The 17,981-nt window shown below is 31.4% G+C and carries 18 protein-coding genes; 10 read left to right on the top strand and 8 right to left on the bottom strand.

All coding sequences use genetic code 11. The annotated features are described in order from the left end of the window. Positions 1-4 precede the first annotated feature (4 nt). The 3 genes from BN350_RS15950 to BN350_RS15940 are packed head-to-tail and all read left to right on the top strand — an operon-like array spanning position 5 to position 4,153. A complete protein-coding gene (locus tag BN350_RS15950) occupies positions 5-1,636 on the top strand; it encodes a peptide ABC transporter substrate-binding protein (protein ID WP_028044480.1) in 1,632 nt (543 codons plus the stop codon). A gap of 54 nt (positions 1,637-1,690) precedes the next feature. Beyond that, positions 1,691-2,917: a M24 family metallopeptidase gene (locus tag BN350_RS15945; protein WP_028044479.1), complete on the top strand. Its 1,227-nt coding sequence runs from the start codon at positions 1,691-1,693 to the stop codon at positions 2,915-2,917. Between the two features lie 15 nt (positions 2,918-2,932). Continuing rightward, on the top strand, positions 2,933-4,153 hold the full coding sequence (locus BN350_RS15940; protein ID WP_028044478.1) for an MFS transporter: 1,221 nt from the start codon (positions 2,933-2,935) through the stop codon (positions 4,151-4,153). A 21-nt stretch (positions 4,154-4,174) separates the two neighbouring features. On the opposite strand, the gene pepT is transcribed toward BN350_RS15940, so the two are convergent. Then, on the bottom strand, positions 4,175-5,395 hold the full coding sequence (gene pepT, locus BN350_RS15935; protein ID WP_028044477.1) for a peptidase T: 1,221 nt from the start codon (positions 5,393-5,395) through the stop codon (positions 4,175-4,177). An 88-nt stretch (positions 5,396-5,483) separates the two neighbouring features. Between pepT and BN350_RS15930 the strand changes: the two genes are divergently transcribed. Continuing rightward, complete coding sequence (locus BN350_RS15930; protein ID WP_028044476.1) at positions 5,484-6,218, top strand: nitroreductase family protein; 735 nt, start codon at positions 5,484-5,486, stop codon at positions 6,216-6,218. A gap of 61 nt (positions 6,219-6,279) precedes the next feature. On the opposite strand, the gene trpA is transcribed toward BN350_RS15930, so the two are convergent. The 6 genes from trpA to BN350_RS15900 form a co-directional block, all read right to left on the bottom strand. Further along, the gene (trpA, locus tag BN350_RS15925; protein WP_028044475.1) at positions 6,280-7,044 is read right to left on the bottom strand and encodes a tryptophan synthase subunit alpha; all 765 of its coding nucleotides are present in this window, start codon (positions 7,042-7,044) and stop codon (positions 6,280-6,282) included. Further along, positions 7,037-8,218, bottom strand: a complete 1,182-nt coding sequence (gene trpB / locus BN350_RS15920) for a tryptophan synthase subunit beta (RefSeq protein WP_028044474.1) — start codon at positions 8,216-8,218, stop codon at positions 7,037-7,039. The genes trpA and trpB overlap by 8 nt, the downstream gene beginning before the upstream one ends. Beyond that, the gene (locus BN350_RS15915; protein ID WP_028044473.1) at positions 8,205-8,792 is read right to left on the bottom strand and encodes a phosphoribosylanthranilate isomerase; all 588 of its coding nucleotides are present in this window, start codon (positions 8,790-8,792) and stop codon (positions 8,205-8,207) included. The genes trpB and BN350_RS15915 overlap by 14 nt, the downstream gene beginning before the upstream one ends. Beyond that, complete coding sequence (gene trpC / locus BN350_RS15910) at positions 8,782-9,570, bottom strand: indole-3-glycerol phosphate synthase TrpC (RefSeq protein WP_028044472.1); 789 nt, start codon at positions 9,568-9,570, stop codon at positions 8,782-8,784. The genes BN350_RS15915 and trpC overlap by 11 nt, the downstream gene beginning before the upstream one ends. Then, positions 9,567-10,580, bottom strand: coding sequence for an anthranilate phosphoribosyltransferase (gene trpD, locus BN350_RS15905; protein WP_028044471.1), 1,014 nt, complete (start codon positions 10,578-10,580; stop codon positions 9,567-9,569). The genes trpC and trpD overlap by 4 nt, the downstream gene beginning before the upstream one ends. Before the next feature lie 400 nt (positions 10,581-10,980). Then, entirely contained in the window at positions 10,981-12,153 is a 1,173-nt protein-coding gene (locus BN350_RS15900) for an AI-2E family transporter (protein ID WP_028044470.1), read from the bottom strand. A 182-nt stretch (positions 12,154-12,335) separates the two neighbouring features. Here BN350_RS15900 and BN350_RS15895 point away from each other — a divergent pair, with 182 nt between their 5' ends. The 3 genes from BN350_RS15895 (at position 12,336) to BN350_RS15885 (ending at position 13,978) form a co-directional block, all read left to right on the top strand. Next, positions 12,336-12,938 (top strand): hypothetical protein, encoded by a 603-nt coding sequence (locus BN350_RS15895; RefSeq protein WP_028044469.1) that lies wholly within the window; start codon positions 12,336-12,338, stop codon positions 12,936-12,938. Positions 12,939-13,020: 82 nt separating this feature from the next. Further along, positions 13,021-13,461 (top strand): DUF2871 domain-containing protein, encoded by a 441-nt coding sequence (locus BN350_RS15890; RefSeq protein ID WP_028044468.1) that lies wholly within the window; start codon positions 13,021-13,023, stop codon positions 13,459-13,461. Next, a complete protein-coding gene (locus BN350_RS15885) occupies positions 13,439-13,978 on the top strand; it encodes a DJ-1 family glyoxalase III (protein WP_028044467.1) in 540 nt (179 codons plus the stop codon). The genes BN350_RS15890 and BN350_RS15885 overlap by 23 nt, the downstream gene beginning before the upstream one ends. 10 nt (positions 13,979-13,988) lie before the next feature. On the opposite strand, the gene BN350_RS15880 is transcribed toward BN350_RS15885, so the two are convergent. Next, positions 13,989-14,699, bottom strand: coding sequence for a YaaA family protein (locus BN350_RS15880; RefSeq protein WP_028044466.1), 711 nt, complete (start codon positions 14,697-14,699; stop codon positions 13,989-13,991). 119 nt (positions 14,700-14,818) lie between these two features. Between BN350_RS15880 and BN350_RS15875 the strand changes: the two genes are divergently transcribed. From BN350_RS15875 to glgB, 3 genes are all read left to right on the top strand, one after another. Then, positions 14,819-15,802, top strand: a complete 984-nt coding sequence (locus tag BN350_RS15875) for a nucleoid-associated protein (protein WP_028044465.1) — start codon at positions 14,819-14,821, stop codon at positions 15,800-15,802. 109 nt (positions 15,803-15,911) lie between these two features. Then, positions 15,912-16,121 (top strand): helix-turn-helix domain-containing protein, encoded by a 210-nt coding sequence (locus BN350_RS20410; protein ID WP_081652952.1) that lies wholly within the window; start codon positions 15,912-15,914, stop codon positions 16,119-16,121. Positions 16,122-16,243: 122 nt separating this feature from the next. After that, positions 16,244-17,981, top strand: a 1,738-nt coding sequence (gene glgB, locus BN350_RS19590) for a 1,4-alpha-glucan branching protein GlgB (RefSeq protein ID WP_044600410.1), incomplete at its 3' end; no start/stop codon positions are given.

Below are 17,981 nucleotides of genomic sequence, written 5' to 3'. Positions count from 1 at the left end.
AAACATGAAAAAATTATTGAGTTCTTTATTATGTTTCGCTATGGTTGCCACATTAACAGCATGTGGTGGAGGAGGTCGTGCCGATACATCTCTTATTAGAGTTGCACTTGGTGGAGACTGTGAATTCCTTGATCCTGCAATCGTAGACGATTCTATTACTGCTAATATTTTAGCACAAATGTATGAGGGATTATATAAGTTAGACAAAGATGGTGCTGCACAACCTAATGTTGCTGAAGCTGCTCCAGAAATCAGTGATGATGGATTAACTTATACAATCAAATTGAAAACTGGTTATACTTGGAGTGATGGTGAACCTTTAAAAGCTGCTGATTATGTATATGCATGGAAACGTGCTTCAGCAATGGGTATTGGTAAAGCTTATTATTCACAATTCATTAACAAAATCGTTGGAACTACTGATGGTTCTAAACCATTAAGCAGTCCTGATGATATTAAAGATTTTGGTGCTGTTGCAAAAGATGACAACACAATCGTTATTACTTTAAAAGAAAAATGTGCTTATTTCACATCATTATTAACAAATACAGTATTCTATCCATTACGTAAGGATATTGTTGAAAAAGATGGTGGAAAGCCATTGACTAACAATTGGGCTGATAGATTAGACAACCCTACAAATGGTGCATTCCGTGCAACTGCAATCAATGCAAAAGATGAAATCGTTCTTGAAAAGAATGATAAATATCATGCAGCTGATGAAGTAAAAATTAGTAAAATTAGTTTCAAAGTTATGAAAGATTCTGATACACAAACAAGTGGTTTCCAAGCTGGAGATTTAGATTGGGCTACTTCTGTTAACAATGAAACTGTTCAAAACACTGAAGAATTAAAGAAACAAGCATACATTATTGATCCATTTGTATGTAACTACTATATTTTAATTAATGCTGGAGATGAAAATAAAAATGAAGCATTAAAAGATGTTGATATTAGAAAAGCAATCTCTTATGGTATTAATCGTGAAAGTGTATTACAAGCTACTGGATATGGTGAATATGCATATGTATTAGATAAAATAGTACCTGTAGGTATTCCAGGAGCTAATGGTGATTATAACGAAGAAGTAAAAGATGATGTTTATGGTACTTATGATAAAGCTAAAGCTCAAGAAATCATGAAATCTAAAGGTTATAGTGCTGATAAAATGTTAACTTTAACTTACAAATATAATGATTTACCATTACACAAAGATGTTGCTCAAGCAATCCAAGCTTCTTTAAAAGAAGTTTACATTGACTTCCAATTAAAAGTTGAAGAAAAAGAAACATTCTTCAAGAGTCGTGATGATGGAAACTTTGAATTAGCTCGTCATGCTATGACTGCTGACTTCTTAGATCCAATGGCTTACTTATCAATGTATTATGGTCATTCTTTAGCAGGTAATACTGTTGATGATGATAAATATGAAGCAATGATTACAGCTGCTGAAAAATTAGATGGTGCAGAACGTATTAATAAATTACATGAAGCAGAAAAATATTTAATTCAAGAACAATGCTACATGATTCCTTTATTTGGATACACTGATCCATTCTTAAAAGCTTCTGATCTTGAAGGTATTACTTCTTCACCAGAAGGACATTATGACTTAACAAGAGCATATTATAAATAAGCAACTGAAACAGAGGAGCACTAATGTGCTCCTTTATGATATGGAGGAGAAAGTATGGAAATAAGATCTATAAAAGAACAGTATAAAATAAAAGATGTATGCTTAAAAGAAAGATTAGATTTCATAGTTCCTAATATTATGAAACAAAGTAAAAGTGATGCATGGATTGTTGCTAGTAAAGAGTATCATGAAGATTTGGTTTTTGATTCATTGACTCCTGCCAGTTATTTAACAGCAAGACGTATTACTATGCTTGTCTTTATTAAAAGCGAAGATGAAGTGAAGAGATTTTCATTAAGTATGCCAGATGAAGCTTTGAACCAATATTATCCCCAATATTGGAAATTTGGAGAAGAAGAACAAATGGATGCTTTAAATCGTTTGTTTGATGAATATAATCCACAAAGTATTGCTATTAATATTTCAAAGGATTTCACATATGCTGATGGATTAAGTCATGGGTTGTATGTCACATTAAAAGAATCATTAAAACCTGAATATGTAGAAAGATTTATTGTGGATGAATTATTACCAATTAAAGTCATGGAAATAAGAACAGCTACGGAATTATCATTATATCCTGAATTAATGAAAATTGCCTTTTCAATTATTGAAAAAGCATTTAGTTTTGAAACAATTCAACCTGGCTTAACAACATGTGAAGATGTTGAATTCTTTATGATGGACAAAGTGACACAATTTGGTCTAGAATATTGGTTTTCTCCAACAATTGACATTCAAAGAGAAGGGCATGATGGAGTAATTTACAATGGTGTTATTGAAAAAGGTGATTTATTACATTGTGATTTTGGTATTAAGTATTTAAATCTATGTAGCGATACTCAGAGACTGGCTTATGTACCAAAAGATAGCGAGACTGATATCCCACAATGGATGAAAGATGGATTTAAAGTGAATAATCGCTTCCAGGATATTGTATGTATGTGTATGGCAGATGATAAGAGTGGAAATGATGTATTAATGGATTCTTTAAATAAAGCAAAAGAAGAAGGTATTGATGCTTGCCTTTATTCTCATCCATGTAACATTTATGGACATGGACCAGGACCAACGATTGGATTATGGAATAATCAGAATCCAATACCACTTAAAGGTGATATCAAGATGTCATATGATACGGTTTATGCATTAGAATTAAATGTGAAATATGTATATAATGGAATAACTTATACAATGTTTAGTGAAGAAACTGTTTCATTCACTAAAGAAGGTGTAACATTCCTTTATCCAAATAGAGATCAAATATATTTCGTTCGATAATATATAGGTGATGCTATGAAGATATTGAAGCAGTATCAGGGCTTAAGAAAAGAAATCTATGTTTTAACTTTTGGTAAAGTTGTCACTTGCCTCGGGGCAATGGTATGGCCTATGATGACCCTGATTTTATCTAGTAAACTTAAGATGGATGCTTCACACATAGCATCCCTTTTGCTTATCATGAATATCATTCAAATTCCATGTATGATGTTTGCTGGATATATAGCGGATCATTTTAATAAAAAGATGATTATTATTTTCTGCGATTTAGTAACTGTAGCTGGATATCTACTCATTGCTTTATTAGATATTAATATGAGTACGATCATTATATTTTTTATAGCAGGGTTGTTCGCTATGATGGAGCATCCGGCTTATGATGCATTAATTGCTGATCTGAGTCATAGTAACGATCGAGAGCGTGCTTACAGTTTAACATATTTAGGAGCAAATTTAGGTATGGTATTAGCACCTATGATTGGTGGATTATTGTTTGCTGAGCATCTTCAATTATCTTTTTTCATTGATGCTCTATCAACATTAGCTTCGACCATTATGATTATACTAATGGTAAAAGATGTTTCAGTAGTGAAATCACAAAGTGATGAAAAATATGAAGAAGCACAGAGTGGTGGATTATGGAAGGTATTAAAGACAAGAAAGGTCTTGGTATTTTATCTTTGCTGTTTTATTGTCATTGAATTTATTTATAGTCAATATCAATTTTTATTACCTTTAAATTTGGAACAGCTTTATGGGCAACAGGGAGCACTTTATTTTGGGGCGATGACAAGTTTAAATGCAATTGTTGTTGTCATTGGAACACCTTTATTAACAGCATGGTTTCATCGTATGAGTGATTTGAATAAAATATGGATAAGTACTGTATTATTTATGTTGAGTTTATCAATGTATATTTTTATTCAGGGAATGATTCCTTTGTATTTTATTTCTATGTTTATATTTACATGTGGAGAGATATTTAATGCTTTAGGACAATTACCATTTGTGACAAAAAGAATACCTTTATCTCATCGAGGACGTATGAATTCTTTACAAAGGATGTTAAGTGCGATATTTATTGCAGTGATGCAAAAAGGGGTAGGTGTATTAATTGATCATCATACAATGGTTTTTATGTGGACTTTGGTGAGTATATTGACTGTTATTGGTGTTATGATGATAAGTGTCTTAAAGAAGATGGATCAAAAAGAATACCCATTATTACAAAAATAGGAAGTTCCAATTCGGAACTTCCTATTTTACATTGTTTTCTAAGATTTTTAGTAGAACTTCTACTTGTTTATTCATCATTGTCAATGATACATATTCAAATGGACCATGGTAGTTATAACCACCAGTACCTAAGTTTGGACAAGGAAGTCCCATATATGTTAAGTTAGCTCCATCAGTTCCACCTCTAATAGGAACAGCACGTGGTTCTACTTGACATTGTTTCATTGCTTCCATTGCATTTTCTACGATAAACATGTTTTTCGCAATATGTTCTTTCATATTTAAATAGCTTTGTTCGATAGTCACTTTAATCATATCATATCCATACTTTTGATTAAGGAACTGTGCAATATTTTCAAAATCCTGACATTGTTTTTTAGCTAAATCAAGATCATGATTTCTAATAATATATTCCATGACTGTTTTCTCACAATTTCCATGAATATCATGTAAATGATTAAATCCTTCATATCCTTCAGTTGATTCGGGTCTTGCATGAATTGGTAACATGGCATCAAACTCTTGAGAAACATGAATGGAGTTTATCATTGCATTTTTTGCTGAACCTGGATGAATACTTTTCCCAGTAATTTCTACCACAGCACTAAATGCATTAAAGTTTTCATATTCTATTTCAGCAATATCTCCACCATCAACAGTGTATGCATAATCAGCATTGAAATAATTAACATCAAAATTTTCTGTTCCACGTCCAATTTCTTCATCAGGTGTGAATGCTATTTGAATATCATTGTGTTTAAATTCAGGATGAGTCATTACATATTCTGCCATCTGCATAATCACTGCAACACCAGCCTTATCATCAGCACCAAGAAGAGTAGTTCCATCAGTTGTGATTAAATCATGATGCAGAACATTAAGTAATTCAGGGAATTCATGGGGATCAAGATATAATTTCTTTTCTTTATTAAGAACAATTGTATCTCCTTGATAATCTCTAATGATTTGAGGATGAATATTATTTCCAGCAGCATCTGGAGAAGTATCCATATGAGCAACAAATCCAATTTTCTTCCCTTGATTGTTATTATTTGATGGAATTGTTCCATAAACAATTCCATATTTATCTAATTGAGCATTTTCAATACCAATTGATTTCATTTCTTCAACTAAATATTTCCCTAATTCTAATTGTTTCATTGTTGAAGGAGCAGTATCTGATTTAGGATCAGATTGTGTATCAAAACTCACATATTTTAAAAATTTTTCTTCAATATTCATTGATATAACCTCGCTTTCTATTTCTATATTATACATGGAAATGTATGAATAATCTATGATATAATGAAAAAGAAATGGAGGAAAAATCATGAATCAGACAATTAAAGAATTATATGAAAGAAAATCAGTTCGTATGTATACAGATGAAGCTATTACAGAAGAAGAAAAGAGGCTCATATTAGAATCGGCATTACAAGCTCCAACCGCTGGAAATATGGCTTTATATTCAATCATTGATGTACAAGATCAATCATTGAAAGATGAATTAGCAATTCGTTGTGACCATCAGCCATTTATAGCAAAAGCACCACTTGTTCTCATCTTTTTAGCAGATTATCAAAAATGGTTTGATATGTTTAATGAGTATACACCTGGTGTACCTCAATTAGAAGAATCAGATTTATTTTTAGCGACACAAGATTGTATTATAGCAGCACAGAATGCAGTTGTTGCAGCAGAATCATTAGGAATTGGATCTTGTTATATTGGTGATATTTTGGAGAATTTTGAAGAAAATCAAAAATTACTTCATTTGCCTAAATATGCTGTTCCATTTGTTATGGTTGTATTTGGAAGACCAACTGAACAACAAAAAACAAGACAAAAACCAAAGAGATTTACAGTTGAGGATATGGTAAGTATTGATACATATCATCAAAAAACTATAGTAGAAACAAAACAGATGTTTATGAAACAATCAGGTAAAAGTGAAGAAGAACTTGGAAAATATATATCATCTTTTGCAAAAAGAAAGTTCTTTGCAGAATTTAGAGATGAGATGAATAGATCTTCTAGAGAAATGCTAAAACATTGGATAAAATAATAATTTTAATCAAAAAGAGGTTTCTTAATCTATAATCATAGATTTGAAACCTCTTTACATATTAGTCATTAATCATCTTTTTAACATATTGATGAAGTGGCTGGTGAGCATTTTCACCATATATTTTTATGATATCAACAATTGCACTTCCAACAATAATGCCATCAGCGATTTGTGAAATCTTCTGTACTTGTTCTGGACTATGAATACCAAAGCCTACAGCAACTGGGGTATCTGTCACTGAACGAATTGTATTAACGATTGCAGATAAGTTACTTGAGAATGATTCACGAACACCAGTCACTCCCATAGATGAGACAAGATAGATAAATCCTTGTGCTTCTTTAGCGATTTGAAGCACTCTTTCTTTTGATGTCGGTGCTATCATATGGATGAAATGAACTTGATATTTTTTAGAGATATCTTTCACTTCATGACTTTCTTCAAATGGACAATCAGGAATAATAATGCCATCAACACCAACATTTTGACATTTCTGAAAGAAACGTTCATAACCATAATGAAATACAGGATTTAAATATGTCATTAGACAAATAGGAATATTTGAGACTTGACGAACAGCTTGAACAATATCAAACACTTGATTAGGTGTTATTCCTTGTTTTAAGGCACGAAGATTAGCTTCTTGAATAATTGGTCCTTCTGCTACAGGATCACTAAAAGGAATACCAATTTCAATGAGTGAAGCCCCTGCTTTTTCCATTTCTAAAATATATTCAACAGTCTTTTGTGGTATTGGGTCACCAGCAGTTAAAAAAGCAATAAAGGCTTTCTGATTTCTAAAAGCATTTTTTATTCTATTCATGAATATCTATCCCCCTATACTTTGCTATGGCAGCAACATCTTTATCACCGCGTCCTGATAAGCAAATGATGACTACATCATCAGAAGATAATGTTGGTACATATTTCTTAGCGTAGGCTATTGCATGTGCACTTTCTATAGCACAGATGATTCCTTCTGTTTTTGCAATATACTCAAAGGCTTCAACAGCTTCATCATCTGTAATGGGAACATATTGGGCTCTTTTTGTATCATATAGATGAGCATGTTCTGGACCAATACCAGGATAATCTAAACCTGCTGAAATAGAATAAACAGGAGCAATCTGACCATTTTCATCCTGACAGAAGTAAGATTTCATACCATGGAATATACCTAATGTTCCAGTGTTGATAGTTGCTGCATTTAAGGCAGTATCAACACCTTTACCAGCAGCTTCACAACCTATCAATTGTACAGGATCATTAATAAAATGATAAAATATTCCCATAGCATTGCTGCCACCACCTACACATGCAATCACCGCAGTTGGCAATTTCCCTTCATACTCAAATATCTGTTTTCGAGCTTCCTTCGAGATAATACTTTGGAAATCTCTAACAATCATTGGGAAAGGGTGAGGACCCATAACTGAACCTAATACATATAAAGTATCATCAATACGCTTAGTCCATTCACGCATGGCTTCATTAACAGCATCTTTGAGTGTCATTGTTCCAGTTGTTACACTATGAACTTGGGCACCTAACAACTTCATACGATAAACATTTAAAGATTGTCTATCAGTGTCTTCTTTTCCCATAAATATTTCACACTTTAGTCCTAATAATGCAGCTGCTGTTGCAGTTGCAACACCATGTTGTCCTGCACCTGTTTCAGCAATCACGCGTGTTTTTCCCATTTTTTTAGCCATAAGAACTTGACCCAAAACATTATTGATTTTATGTGATCCGGTATGATTTAAATCTTCTCGCTTTAAATAAACTTTCGCACCACCTAAATCTTCTGTCATTTTTTTAGCGTAATACAATAAAGAAGGACGACCAGCATATTCATTGAGAAGCTGACTGAGTTCATCTTGAAAATCTTTATTATTTTTATAATATTCATAGGTATCTTCAATTTTGTGAATTTCATTCATTAATGTTTCTGGAATATATTGTCCACCATGTATACCATATCTACCTGTTTCCATTTTTTACTCTCCATACAATTTCATTTATTTTTTCTTGATCTTTATAACCATGTGTTTCAACACCACTACTTATATCAATACCATAACAATCTAATTTTATTGCTTCATCAATATTAGAAAGACGAATACCACCAGCTAGAAAAAAAGGTTTCCTAATTTGAGGTATTAAAGTCCAGTCAAAACATCTACCACTACCAGCATTCGATGAATCAAAAAGATAATAATCAATATCCTCATACTCGCTATAAATATCCTCTACTGTCATTGCTTTTATTAAGGGAAGATGAACCTGATGTTTTAATTGTGAAATGTATTTCTGATCCTCTTGACCATGTAATTGTACAATATCAATGATTCCAAGTTGTACAACTGTTTTAATCTCTGAAATTGGTGCATCAACAAAAACACCAACAGTCAAAATGTGTGGATTAAGCATTTTTTTAAAATGATAAGCTTGGTCTATAGTGATTTGACGCTTACTTTTAGCAAAAACAAAACCAATATAATCAGGCATAGCCTGATTGACATATTTCACATCTTGTTCTCTAAAAAGTCCACATATTTTAATTTTCATGATAACCACGCAGAATATCAAATGTTTTCTGTTTATGTTGAGAAGTCATGAGTGCTTCACCAATTAAAATAGCATTGACATGTTGTTTGGTAAGACTTTGAATATCTGCATGGGTATGGATACCACTTTCAGAGATAAAGATGATATCATTGGGAATAAGTTTTCTAAGATTGATACTTGTATTGAGATCAACTGTAAAGTCTTGAAGATGACGATTATTAATACCAATCATTTTCGCTTTAGCATTAAGTGCTCTTTGTATTTCCATAGCATCATGGGTTTCTACAAGAACACTTAAGCCAAGACTATAGGCCATTTTCATAAACTTCGTTAATTGGTCTTGTGTGAGAATTGAACATATCAGTAAAATAGCATCTGCTCCGATAACTTTTGCTTCATAAATCATATATTCATCAATGATGAAGTCTTTTCTAAGTATTGGAATATGAACTGCTTTTTTAATTTCTTTTAAATAGTCAGGACTTCCATAAAAGAAGTGTGGTTCTGTCAAAACAGAAATAGCGTCAGCTCCAATACTTTCATATTCTTTAGCAATACTCATATAATCAAAGTCTTGATCAATTATACCTTTAGAGGGAGAAGCTTTTTTTACTTCAAGAATATAGTTCATCTCTTGTTTACGCATTGCTTTTTCAAAAGGGAAATCATAGTAAATAGGACAATTATCAGCAAGAGATTTCATCTCCTCTAATGAGATTTTTTGTTTTTGCATTTCCAGTCGTTTATAAGTCTGCATAACAATATCATCTAGAATCATATATTCACCTGTGAAGCATTCATAAACTGTTTAAATTTATGAATGGCTTTTCCCTCATCTATCATTTGTCTTGCAATAGTGATACCTTCATGCATATTTTGAGCTTGTCCACCAAGGTAAATTGCAGCACCAGCATTTAGTAAGACAGCATCTCTTTTTGGATTGTGTTTTCCATTTAAGATATCTAAAGTGATTTGGGCATTTTCGTCAGGACTACCACCAACAAGTTCTTCCTTTTGACAACGTTTGAAACCAAATTGTTCAGGGGTAATGATATAATTCATATAATGTCCATTATTAATTTCACAGACTTTAGTAGAAGATGATAATGAAATTTCATCTAATCCATCTTGACCATAAACAACCATAGCTCTTTTGACACCTAAGTTATGCAAGACATTTGCTAATGGTTCTACTAAGCTTTCATCATAAACGCCCATTAACTGCATTGATGCACCAGCAGGATTGGTGAGTGGTCCTAAAATATTGAAGACAGTTCGAATACCGAGTTCTTGGCGAACGGGTGCGACATATTTCATTGCAAGATGATAATTTTGGGCAAACAGAAAGCAGATATCATGTTTTTTAAGAATCTTAGCACTATGTTCTGGAGTGACATCGATACGGACACCTAATGCTTCTAATACATCTGCTGCGCCACATTGGGAACTGGCTGAACGATTACCATGTTTTGCTACTTTTATACCGGCTGCAGCAATCACAAAGGCAGAAGTCGTAGAAATATTAAAAGATTGAGAATGATCCCCACCTGTACCAACAATTTCTAAAACATCTTCATCATTCAGAAGTTTAATACAATGTTCACGCATTCCAGCAGCACTCCCAGTTATTTCATCAATGGTCTCGCCCTTAAGACCTAAGGCTGTTAAATAACTTGATATTTGAATTGGAGATGCTTGTCCTGCCATAATCTCGTTCATACAATCATAAGCTTGCTGTTTTGTTAAATCTTTGTTTTGTGATAATAATTGAATTGCTGTTCTAATCATTTGTTTTCCTCCTTCTATAAATAAAAAATCCGTCCCAACAGAAAAATTCTGTCAAGGACGGATACATAACCCGCGGTGCCACCTTGTTTCACGAAATAATCGTGCGCTTATAAGATGCTATCACATCTCTGACTACTTACGTAAGTCAATGACGTCAAAGAATACTCAGCTAGGCTTTTCACTTTGCCCTCAGTGGTCCATTTAATAGGCTGCGTTCTGCTTGTTTCCACCATCCAAGCTCTCTAGTAGTGCACGATCTATTTTTATCTCCACCTCAACGGTTTACTTGTACATATCATATACTTGTAATAAAAAATTGTCAACATAATATTTAAATTACAATTGTTTATACAATCTATAAAAGAAAAAAACTCTCTCATAATAAGAGAATTTTTCATTTTTATTCTTTCATTTTTTTTATAGATTTATCAGTTACTTCAATATGATTACGATAAAGAGCAATATTAATAAATCGACTGCCTACAGCATAAATCAATGCCATACTTGGGACAGCTATTAATAAACCAAAGAACCCAAATAAATTTCCAAAAACAACCAATGATAATAAAACATATAATCCAGAAATACCTACAGCCCCACCAACAACTCTAGGATAAATAATATTTGCTTCAAATTGCTGAATAATTACAAAACAAATTGTAAAAATAATAGCTTGTGTTGGCTCAACAGCTAATACAAGAATAAAACTAATCCCAAAACCAACAAATCCACCAAACATTGGAACTAAACTTGCCAATCCAATAATAAAAGCAATTAATTCTGGAAAAGGTAATCCTGTTAATCTAAAGCCCGCATACATCAATGATGTTAAAATACAGCACTCTAATAATTGTCCAGAAACAAAACCATTAAAGTAATGGTTAGCTTCTGCTCCAATATCAAAAATCATAAGTGATTCTTTATATCCAAATAAGAAAGTAACAACTTTTTTTAATTGTCTTAAATGAGTTTCTTTATTTGCTAATAAATAAAGAGACATAATGAATGATGTAATTACATTAATAAAAAATCCAAATATACCAATTGATTGGAAAATCAAATTAATCCCAGCATTCCCTAATAAATCACCACTTTTAGATAACAGATTATTTAAATCTAAATTTGATAAAGCTTGTTGAATTGATTCATAGTTAATTGCATAATTCACATGGAATTTAGCCATTGTATCATTAATTAATGTAACAAGACGATTAGAGTAGTTAAATATATTTGAAATAATTAATGTAATACTTTCACCTAATTTAGGAATAATAAAGGAAGAGAATAAAACAATTAAAATAATTGCTAAAATAAGAGTTGTAGCAATAGCTAAACCTCTTTTTAATCCTCTCTTTTTAATTTTCTTGCCATACAAATGCTCAATTCTACGCATAGGTATATTTAATATAAATGCAATAATAATTGCAATATATAATGGTGTTGCTAGTGATAATATATAACCAATGATTGAAAAGACCGTATTAAAGTTAAATACGACAAAGGCTAATACAATAGCATAGGTAATATAAAGCATTGTTTTGTTGTTTTTGACAATATGTGTTTTGTCAATCATATTTCCACCTTCTTTGCTTTTTTATCATAACATAAATAGAATAAAATGTGTAGTTGATTGTGAAAAGCATGAAAACATGCTAAAATATGACATAAGGGATAAAGATATTGGATAATAGTGGAAAAGAATGTAAATTTATATAAAAGGAGGGTCGAGTCGAGAGATTAACTCGATAAAATGTTATGAAATTAACGCGGCAGGCACAGGTACTCATTTTTACATTTATGATAGGAATTTTTTTAATCACTGCTTTTTTATTGTTTAAACCAAGTGAAGAACAAAATCAAGAAAATAAAACAGATCAATATACAGTTCAATTGGTAGGAGAAGATGTAAAATTGCAATCAACGTATATTGATTCTATTTCTATTGAGAAATCTTCTACAAATTATGTTGAAAATAAAATTGTTTTAGAAAAAGGACAAAAAGTAGGAGATTATATACTTTCATCTGAACAGACTTTTATAAAATATATAAAATTATTGGGACCTGATGAAAAACAGAAGTTAATTAAAGGTTCAAAGAATATTATGACACATTATGCTTATACAATGTTATTGAGTGGAGATGTTATAGAAAAAACGAATACAACAACAAAAGAGAAAACATATGAAGTTGTTAATGCACATATTACATATCAGCAGATTCCATTGACTTTACTAAGTGATAATAATAATGTTGCAATTGCTAATCAAAAGAAAACAAAAGAGAAGATAGTTAATCTTCAGGAATTTATTAATGCATTAAAAGATATAGAAAAAAGAGAACAGATGTTAACATGGTAGAACTATCAAAAGATAGTTCTTTTGCATATAATTTGATTTTTTGAGTGTAATAGGATTATAATCTTTTCAAGGAGTGAGGAAAATGAAGAAGTTATTAAAAGTATCATTGATATATGTTATTTTGGCTTTGATTGGTGGTGTTTTTTATCGAGAGTTTACAAAGTTTAATGGTTTTACAGGTGTAACAAGATTAGCAGATATTCATGTTCATCTTATGGTATTAGGAACTTTTATGTTTATGATTTTGGCATTGTTTGCTCAAAGAACTCAACTTTTAGAAGCAAAGAAATTTAAGTTATTTATGATTTTATATAACATAGGCTTGGGATTAACTGTTATAATGATGAGTGTTAGAGGGATAACACAAGTTTTAGCAATGAATTTGTCTAAGGGATTGGATGCATCCATATCTGGGATGGCTGGTATTGGACATATCTTGCTGGGAATTTCTTTGATATTGTTAATGACAATTTTAATGAAGGTAAGTGAGGAGATTAAAGATGAAAGCAATTGTTCTATTTAAAGAAGGGTTTGAAGAAATAGAAGCCCTTAGTGTTGTAGACGTTTTAAGACGAGCCAATGTAACTTGTGAGATGATTGGAATGGATAAAATGAATGTAACAAGTTCGCATGGTATTGAAGTCAAAATGGATAAGTTATTTGATGAGTCAGCGTATGAAGCTGATGTTGTCGTCTTGCCAGGTGGGATGCCAGGTGCCACTTCTTTAAGAGATGATCAAAGAGTCATTGATATCTTAAAAGATTTTAATGATAAAGGAAAATGGATTGCTGCAATTTGTGCAGGACCTATTTCTTTAGAGAAGGCAAAAGTTGTGACAGGAAAGAAATTTACATGCTATCCAGGATTTGAAGAACAAATTCCTTCAGGTATTTATCAAGATACTTTAACATATGTAGATCAAAATATTATCACAGGTAGAGGTCCGGCAGCAGCACTCATGTTTGGTTATACTATCTTAGAAAAACTTGGAGTCAATTCAAAAAATGTACTAGAAGGTATGCAATATCATTATTTATAGAAAAAGAACACTAGGTGTTCTTTTTCCTTATAAAAGCAAGAGTGTGCTCATGACTATTGTCTGGATTATAAGTAAATCCATCAATATCCATTTGTTTTAGTTCATCCAATGTTTTGATTTCTTGTAATATCATTTGATTGAGCATTTGTCCTCTTGCCTTTTTAATGATCATCGCATTTCTTTTGTATTTTTGATTATCAATTTCTATAAAATCGATGAAGTAGATATGGGGATGATTGATCATATCAGTAAATTCTTTGGAAGCAAGTGAGATAATGAAATCTTCTTGTTCAAAATACTGGTAGATGGGTGTATACCAATAACTATAAAGATTCAGATGATCTGGTTTTATAGTCATATCTAAACGATAGGGAGTTATAGCGGTATTATATTGTAAGACACCATAATATGCAGACATAATTCTTACATGTTGATGTAAATAATCAGTATGAAGATGATATTGATCTAACTGTAACTGTTTAAAAACTGTGCCTTGGTATAGGGTGAGAGCAGGGGCTTGAACTTGTTGTTGATGATAGTAATCATAAACCTGAAGTGCCTGTTTATATGATATTTTCATAAGATTACAAAGATCTTCATCAGTATATTGTTCTAATAGAGAACGAAGATATTCAGTCTGCTCTGGAAAAATAAGATCAGTTGTAGAAAATTGATGTTTTTTATATTTCATTGTTTTACTAGGGGCAATAATTATTTTCATAGAATCCTCCTTGTTTTAATTATTCTATCATGCTTTCATAGAGTTATCTACGACAATGCATTGAAAAAACTTATAATCTGTATGAAAGTATGCTATAATCACTTCGGCAGGTGAAAGATATGAATACAATTATTATCAATAAAATATTAATGCATATGTTAGATTTTGAACATCGTAAAATTTATCATTCTACAGCATTTGTAGATCTTAATGAAACATCTATAGATTATTATCGTAAAAAAGTAGAAAAAGCTTTGAGTTCTCCAACGATGAAAGAATTAACAGTTGGTTCATTGCATGAAATGATGTTAAGATGTGATAAGTTAGTAGAGAGTGATGAAGAATTTATCAAACAGGCTCAAGAAATAACAGATAAGTTATTTTCTTTAGGTTCTGTTATTGAAGAAATGCCCAATAGTAATGTTCTTTTTGTAGATTGTTATAAAAATGGTGAAAGATTTATGGCAGTTTTAAAATTGAATTATCGTACAATTCCTATGAGTGTAGTAGAAGAAGGTATTGTTCGTATTACTAAACAACAAGTGCTTCCAATGATGGGTTCAGCTGTTGATGAAGCTATCATTATGAATTGTGACCAAAAACAGTTATTCTTAATTGAAAAGAAGTTTACGATTGATGGGAAACCAGACTTCTATCTTAATCCACAATGGATTAAAGGTGAAGAAAAATTAACAGATAAACAGAAGTTTTCAACTATGAAAAAAGTCGTTAAGAAGATGGATGATATTTATAATGTGAATGATGGGAAGGCTTTGCCATTAATGAAGCAAGAAATACAGGAGAAAGTGGAAACAAATCAACCAGTTAAGCCATTAGAAATTGTTAAAAAGGTACTTGAAAGAGATTATCAGGCACAGGAAGAAAGTGAACTGATGATGAAAGATTTAGGTATCAGTGAGGAAGATCAAATTGCTGTATTAGCAGGTGCTATGGATACTTGTAAATTAGTATTGGATGATGAAATTGAAGTGAAGTTACCGATAGAAGAGTATTTATCAGGGACTCATTTGGAAAAAATAAAACAGGAGGATGGCACATATTCTATTGTGTTAAAAGATATTAATGAAGTGATTGTAAAATAGACTGGATAAACATTCCAATCTATTTTTTTTATACATATATGTATACATTTTTCGGTATATTCAATAATTGAATAAAAAGGGATAATGTATACAAAGGGTGTGGTGTCATTTGATTAGTTATAGGCCGTTATATGAAACAATGAAAAAACGAAAAATAACCAGTTATGCATTGATTTATAAACATCATATTAATTCTAGAACAATGAATAACATCAAACATGGCCAAAATATTTCAACATATACAGTTGAAAGGCTATGTAAAATATTAAATTGCACACCTAATGATGTTTTTGAATTTATTGATAATGATAGTGAGTAACATGTCTTTATATAATGAGATATGTTATTTTTTTGTATTATTTATATTTTTACAAATGATGAATGTTAATGCTTTTTGAACTCAATTCATGTATAATAGAAATATATGAAAGGGGTTAAATTATGGCAAAATTAGATAATTTTTTGATTCAACTTTTCCATGAAGGAAATTGTTTGGAAATGTATAAAGTATTTGGAGCACATTTAGAAGAAGATGAAGGACAAAAGGGTGTTAGATTTACTGTTTATGCACCTAATGCAAGAAGTGTGCAGGTTGTAGGAGATTTTAATAAATGGAATGGTGAAAATCATTATATGGAAAGATATACTGATGGTGGGATTTTTACATTATTTATTCCAAAATTAAAACAGTATGATACATATAAATATCGTATTGAAACACCAAATGGTTCTTGGGTAGATCGTGCCGACCCTTATGCTTTCTTTAGTGAACTACGTCCAGCAACTGCTTCTAAAGTTTATAAGATTGATGGTTATAAATGGGCTGATAAGCGTTGGATGAATAAGCGTACAAAGAATTTTGATAGAGTTTTAAATATTTATGAAGCAAATATTGGTTCATGGAAAATGAAGAAAGATTTCACTGATGAAGAAGATGGTGAATATTATAGTTATGAGGAAATGATTGATCAATTGATTCCTTATGTTATTGAAAATGGTTTCTCTCATATTGAACTCATGCCTTTAATTGAGTTTCCATTTGATGGTTCTTGGGGTTATCAGGCGACTGGTTATTTTAGTGCAACAAGTCGTTATGGAAATCCAAAACAATTAATGGCTTTTATTAATGCTTGTCATAAGAATAATATTGGTGTCATTATGGATTTTGTTCCAGCTCATTTTGTAAAAGATGGACATGGGTTACATCAGTTTGATGGTGGTTTTGTTTATGAATATCCTGATATTAATTTAAGATATACAGAATGGGATAGTTGTTACTTTGATTTAGGTAGGGAAGAAGTAAGAAGTTTCTTGATGTCTTCTGTTCATTATTGGGCAGAGTATTTCCATATTGATGGTATTCGTTTCGATGCTGTTAGTAATTTAATATATTGGAAAGGAAATAAAGAAAGAGGCGTTAATGATGGTGCAATTGAATTCATGAAACGTATGAATTCACATATGACTGGATTATTCCCAGGAGTTATGTTGATTGCAGAAGATTCATCGGATTATCCAAATGTTACAAAAGCTGCTTGGGATGGTGGATTAGGTTTTGATTATAAATGGGATTTAGGATGGATGAATGATACATTAGCTTATTTTAAAAAAGATCCTCTTTTTAGACAATATTCTGATACACATTACAAATTAACATTCTCAATGATGTATTTTTATCGTGAAAACTATATCTTACCATTATCTCATGATGAAGTTGTTCATAGTAAAGGAACGATTCTTGATAAAATGTGGGGGAATAATGATCAGAAGTTTGCACAATGTAAGGCACTTTATCTTTATATGATGACACATCCTGGTAAGAAATTGAACTTTATGGGAAATGAACTTGCAGAATATAAAGAATGGGATGAAAAGAAAGCTTTAGGATGGGTATTATTAAAATATCCACAACATGATTCATTCCACAAATATTTTAGTGATTTAAATCATTTGATTTTAAATCATCCAGCATTATATCAATATGATTATTATCCTGAAGGATTTGAATGGTTAGTTGTAGATGATATGCAGCAAAGTGTCTTTGCATATGCAAGATATGCACCAGATGGTGAAGTCTTGATTTGTGTTATGAACTTTATTGGAAATACTCATAAAGGATATCATATTCCAGTCCCTGTAGAAGGAACGTATAAAGAGATTATTAATACTGATACAGATT

Source organism: Candidatus Stoquefichus massiliensis AP9 (genome assembly GCF_000455285.1).
GTDB classification, from domain to species: Bacteria; Bacillota_I; Bacilli_A; order Erysipelotrichales; family Coprobacillaceae; genus Stoquefichus; species Stoquefichus massiliensis.
This window is presented reverse-complemented; position numbering and strand designations above follow the sequence as displayed.

Excerpts from the sequence above, each read along its gene's own strand:
- BN350_RS15930 (WP_028044476.1), top strand. The coding sequence starts at position 5,484 with ATGAATCAGACAATTAAAGAATTATATGAAAGAAAATCAGTTCGTATG.
- trpA (WP_028044475.1), bottom strand. The coding sequence starts at position 7,044 with ATGAATAGAATAAAAAATGCTTTTAGAAATCAGAAAGCCTTTATTGCT.
- BN350_RS15945 (WP_028044479.1), top strand. The coding sequence starts at position 1,691 with ATGGAAATAAGATCTATAAAAGAACAGTATAAAATAAAAGATGTATGC.
- BN350_RS15950 (WP_028044480.1), top strand. The coding sequence starts at position 5 with ATGAAAAAATTATTGAGTTCTTTATTATGTTTCGCTATGGTTGCCACA.
- BN350_RS15880 (WP_028044466.1), bottom strand. The coding sequence starts at position 14,699 with ATGAAAATAATTATTGCCCCTAGTAAAACAATGAAATATAAAAAACAT.
- BN350_RS15885 (WP_028044467.1), top strand. The coding sequence starts at position 13,439 with ATGAAAGCAATTGTTCTATTTAAAGAAGGGTTTGAAGAAATAGAAGCC.
- trpD (WP_028044471.1), bottom strand. The coding sequence starts at position 10,580 with ATGATTAGAACAGCAATTCAATTATTATCACAAAACAAAGATTTAACA.
- pepT (WP_028044477.1), bottom strand. The coding sequence starts at position 5,395 with ATGAATATTGAAGAAAAATTTTTAAAATATGTGAGTTTTGATACACAA.
- BN350_RS15940 (WP_028044478.1), top strand. The coding sequence starts at position 2,933 with ATGAAGATATTGAAGCAGTATCAGGGCTTAAGAAAAGAAATCTATGTT.
- BN350_RS15890 (WP_028044468.1), top strand. The coding sequence starts at position 13,021 with ATGAAGAAGTTATTAAAAGTATCATTGATATATGTTATTTTGGCTTTG.
- BN350_RS15915 (WP_028044473.1), bottom strand. The coding sequence starts at position 8,792 with ATGAAAATTAAAATATGTGGACTTTTTAGAGAACAAGATGTGAAATAT.
- BN350_RS15875 (WP_028044465.1), top strand. The coding sequence starts at position 14,819 with ATGAATACAATTATTATCAATAAAATATTAATGCATATGTTAGATTTT.
- trpC (WP_028044472.1), bottom strand. The coding sequence starts at position 9,570 with ATGATTCTAGATGATATTGTTATGCAGACTTATAAACGACTGGAAATG.
- trpB (WP_028044474.1), bottom strand. The coding sequence starts at position 8,218 with ATGGAAACAGGTAGATATGGTATACATGGTGGACAATATATTCCAGAA.
- BN350_RS15900 (WP_028044470.1), bottom strand. The coding sequence starts at position 12,153 with ATGATTGACAAAACACATATTGTCAAAAACAACAAAACAATGCTTTAT.
- BN350_RS15895 (WP_028044469.1), top strand. The coding sequence starts at position 12,336 with ATGAAATTAACGCGGCAGGCACAGGTACTCATTTTTACATTTATGATA.